Here is a 4,474-nt window from a genome sequence, read left to right on the forward strand (position 1 = left end):
GCTCTGGGGGTACTTCGACGCGTACGCCGACGCGCTCGGTGAGGCGCGCGCGGTGCGCGCCCGCAGGCGGCACCCCAACCGGGAGGACCTTCAGACCCTCACCGGGCTGCTCCGGGGCCGGGAGATCACCGTGGCGCACGGAGCGGTGGCGCCCGATCCCTCGGTCGCCGGTCCGGCCCGGCTCGCCGAGCGCTTCTCGCTGGAGGAGCTGGTGGGCCGGATGAACACGCTCTACGCACGCTCGCTGGACATGGTGGTGGCCTCCGACTCCGTCTGGTCGGCGCTGCCCGCCCGGATCGACCTGCTCGCCGCCGAACTCCACCGCACCCGCTCACTGGCCCACTCCGTGGGGGTCAGGCCGGGCGAGCACCCGTCCGGCGACGACCTGGAGTCGATCACCCAGGAGCTGGCCGGGCTGCGGGCCCAGGTCATCGCCGACCCGCTGGCGTTCTGGCTGCCGGGCTCCGGCAGCGCCGCGCCGGGCGGCGGTCGCGCGGACACCGCGCGGTACGACCAGGCGGCCCGCGCGCTGGAGGAGGTGCGGCGGGAGATCGAGGCGGTCCTCGCCGTCCGGCAGGACGCCGAACACCGGCTCGCGCGGCTGCGGGACGTACTGTCGCGCGCGGACCGCACGCTGGCCGAGGCACGGGTCGCCCGGGTCGAGGTGCTGGCGAAGATCGCGGCCTCGGAGGTGCCCGCCGTCAGCGGCCCGCCGACCGCGCTCCAGGAGCGGCTGGCCGCCGCCTCCGAGCACCGCAGGCACGCCCGCTGGCACCGGCTCCCGCCGCTGCTCGAACAGTTGGAGCGGGAGGCGGAGGAGGAGCTGCTGCGCGCCCGCGAGTCGCTGACCTCGGTCACCGCGCCACTCGCCGTGCGGGCGGAGCTGCGGGGCCGGCTCGACGCGTACCGGGCGAAGGTGGCGCGGCACGGGCTCGCGGAGGACCCGCTGCTGATCGAGCGGTACGACGCGGCCCGCCGGATGCTGTGGAGCGCGCCCTGCGATCTGCGGGTCGCCGGGCAGGCGGTGCTGCGCTACCAGCACACGGCCACCGAGATGATGGCGCCGGGCCGGACGTCCTCGCCCGAGGACCGGCCCCGCGACGAGGGGGAGACACGATGAGTACCCGGTGCCAGCGCCCCACGTGCGAGGGCTCCTACGAGGACATGGGCGAGGGGGAGCTGTACTGCGACACCTGCGGTCTGGCCCCCGTCGTCTCCCCGAACGGCATGGTCGCCTCGCCGCCCACCGGGATCGCGGGTGCGGCGCGCGGCGGTTCGGCCTCCTCGCCGGCCGGTTCGCGCGCCTCGGCCCGTGCCTCCTCGCGGTCCTCGACCTCGCGTCGGTCCGTCTCGGGCCGGCTGTCGCGGGGCCTGTCCGCCGGGGCGGGGAGCGCTCCGTCCGTGTCGGTGCGGGCCTCGGGCGCCTCGGCCGGGGCCTCCGGCCGGGGGCGCCTCGGCGCGGGCCTGGTGCAGGTGCCGGACGTACCGCGCCCCGATCCGCGTGCGGCCGTGATGGCGCACGCGGAGGTCCCCGAGCGGAAGCGGTTCTGCTCGCGCTCGGACTGCGGGGCGCCGGTGGGCCGGGCGCGCGGCGAACGGCCCGGCCGCACGGAGGGGTTCTGCACCAAGTGCGGACACCCGTACTCCTTCGTACCGAAGCTGCGCGGCGGTGACGTGGTGCACGGGCAGTACGAAGTGGCGGGCTGCCTCGCGCACGGCGGGCTGGGCTGGGTGTACCTCGCGGTGGACCGGGCCGTCTCCGACCGCTGGGTGGTCCTCAAGGGCCTGCTGGACACCGGTGACCAGGACGCCATGGCGGCGGCGATCTCGGAGCGCCGCTTCCTCGCGGAGATCGAGCACTCCAACATCGTCCGGATCTACAACTTCGTCGAACACCTCGACCAGCGGACGGGTTCGCTGGACGGCTACATCGTGATGGAGTACGTCGGCGGCAAGGCCCTCAAGGAGATCGCCAACGACCGCCGCACACCGTCCGGGAGGCGCGATCCGCTGCCGGTGGAGCAGGCGTGCGCGTACGGGATCGAGGCGCTGGAGGCGCTCGGCCACCTGCACAGCCGCAACCTCCTCTACTGCGACTTCAAGGTCGACAACGCGATCCAGACGGAGAACCAGCTCAAGCTGATCGACATGGGCGCGGTGCGCCGGATGGACGACGAGGAGTCGGCCATCTACGGCACGGTGGGCTACCAGGCCCCCGAGGTCGGCGAGGTCGGCCCCTCGGTCGCCTCCGACCTGTACACGGTGGCGCGCACCCTCGCGGTGCTCACCTTCGACTTCCAGGGCTACACCAACGTCTTCGTGGACTCGCTGCCGGACCCGGAGAACATAGAGGTCTTGAGGACCTACGAGTCCTTCTACCGGCTGCTGGTCCGCGCCACCGATCCCGACCCGGCGCGGCGTTTCGCCTCGGCGGAGGAGATGGCCGAGCAGCTGACGGGGGTGCTGCGGGAGGTCGTCGCGCTCCAGTCGGGGCGCCCACGCCCTGCCCTGTCCACCCTGTTCGGCCCGGAACTGCGGGTGACGGACACGGAGTTGTTCGCCGAGCTGACCGGTGACGTCTCGCGTCTCGGCAGTCGTCGCGCCCCGTCCGCGCGCCGCCCGAAGCGGCGCCGTGAGCCCACGGGGTCCGTGGCCCCGGGCGCGGCCGTCCCGGCGGTCGCGGCGGCGCTGCCGGTGGGCTCCGGCCCGTACGGCGCGGTCCCCGCGGCCCGGACCGGGGCGGGCGGGCCGCAGCCCTCGGGGTACGCGCAGCCTCCCGCCGGATATTCGCAGCCTCCCGCCGGGTACGCGCCTCCGCCGGGACACACGCCGTCCTCCGGACACACCCCGCCCGCCGGGTACGCGCCGGCCGGGTATCGGCCCCAGCACTCGGCGGCGGCGCTGACGGCCTCGCCCACCCACGCGAGCGGCTCGGCGGGCCGGGCCTGGGGCGGCCCGTCGGCCGACGGCCAGGGCGTCCCGGCACCGCGCCCGGCAACGGGCGTGCCGGTTCCGCCGTCCGGTGCGGGGGCGGTACCGGCCGGAGCCGGCCGCTGGCTCGACGGACTCGACACGGGTCGCACCGCGCTCTCCCTTCCGGTGCCGCGCGTCGACGCGAGCGACCCCAACGCCGGTTTCCTGGCAGGCGTGATGGCGGCGGCCCCCTCGGAGCTGATCGGCGCGCTGCGCACCGTCCCGGTCCCCTCGCCGGAGACCCGGCTGCGCGAACTGCGCGCCCTGCTGGAGCTGGCGGAGTACCCGGCGGCCGCCCATGTGCTGGGCGAGCTGGAGGCCCGGTACCCGGACGACTGGCGGGTGGTCTGGTACCGGGGGGTGGTCTCCCTGGTGACCGGCGACCGCGAGCGCGCGGCCCTCTCCTTCGACGCGGTGTACGACGCGTTCCCGGGCGAACCGGCGCCCAAGCTGGCGCTCGGAATCTGCGCGGAGGTCCTGGGGCAGCTGGACAACGCCGCCGACTACTACCACCTCGTCTGGACCACCGATCCGAGCTTCGTCAGCGCCGCGTTCGGGCTCGCCCGGGTGCGCTTCGCCGCCGGGGACCGTACGGGCGCGGTACGCACGCTGGAGTCGGTGCCCGCCGCCTCGATCCACTTCACGGCCGCCCGGGTGGCCTCGGTCCGCGCGCGGTTGCGCGGGCGGGACCCCGCGGAGCCGCTGGCGGACGACCTGGCGGCCGCGTCGGACCAGATCACGGCACTGGCCGGACTGGGGCTCGACGCGGTGCGCCGCGAGCGGCTCTCGACCGAGGTGCTGGGGACCGCGCTGGACTGGGTACTCTCCACAGGACCCGCCCGCGTGTCCGCGGGCCCTGCGGTCTCCGGCCCGGCCGCGCGGAAGCTGCTCGGCAGCGAACTGGACGAGCGGGGGCTCCGGTTCGGGCTGGAACGCTCTTATCGGATGCTCGCCCGGCTGGCTCAGCAGGGTGACGAGAGGATCGAACTGGTGGAGCGGGCCAACCGTTTCCGCCCCCGGACGTGGGTGTGAAGATGTCACAGATCCACCAGCAGACGGCCTCCCTGCCGACGTGCCCCGGCTGTGCGGAACCGCTGGAGCCGGCCGACCTGTTCTGCGGCGCCTGCGGCTACGACCTGTCGGCCGTGCCCCAACGGCCGGGCGACCGGCCGACGATGGCGATCACCACCCCGCCTCCGGCGTCGGCTCCGCCCGTCCCGGCCGTGGCTCCGGCACCTCCGGCCGTGCCTCCGGCGACCCAGTGGCCGGCGGCGTCCGAGACCGACACCTCGGACCGGCCCGCGCCCGTCCACCGCCCGGCCGATCTCCCGGGCGTCGACTCCGCGGGGCACCAGCTGCCCGCCCGTGCGAGCGCCCCAGCGGCCCCGGCCGCACCCCCCGCACCGCAGACGGTTCCCGCCCCGGCGGCACCTGCCGCACCGCCTGCCACGCCGCCGGGGGCCGGGGCGCCCCCCCGGGGGGCCGGCCGCCCCGGCGGGGA

2 protein-coding genes and 1 pseudogene are annotated in these 4,474 nt (G+C 75.9%); all 3 read left to right on the forward strand.

Going from position 1 to position 4,474, the window contains the following annotated elements; translation table 11 throughout:
* The coding region (locus ACFWEP_RS32125; protein ID WP_387375437.1) for a hypothetical protein at positions 1–1,120 on the forward strand (1,120 nt) is incomplete at its 5' end.
* Entirely contained in the window at positions 1,117–4,005 is a 2,889-nt protein-coding gene (locus ACFWEP_RS32130) for a tetratricopeptide repeat protein (RefSeq protein WP_387375439.1), read from the forward strand. The genes ACFWEP_RS32125 and ACFWEP_RS32130, both read left to right, overlap by 4 nt.
* A gap of 2 nt (positions 4,006–4,007) precedes the next feature.
* Positions 4,008–4,474: pseudogene (locus ACFWEP_RS32135) on the forward strand (serine/threonine-protein phosphatase); the annotation flags it as partial.

Source organism: Streptomyces sp. NPDC060198, assembly GCF_042728415.1.
Lineage (GTDB): Bacteria > Actinomycetota > Actinomycetes > Streptomycetales > Streptomycetaceae > Streptomyces.

What these genes read in the sequence shown, in the direction of transcription:
- ACFWEP_RS32130 (WP_387375439.1), top strand. Translation starts at nt 1,117, where the DNA reads ATGAGTACCCGGTGCCAGCGCCCCACGTGCGAGGGCTCCTACGAGGAC.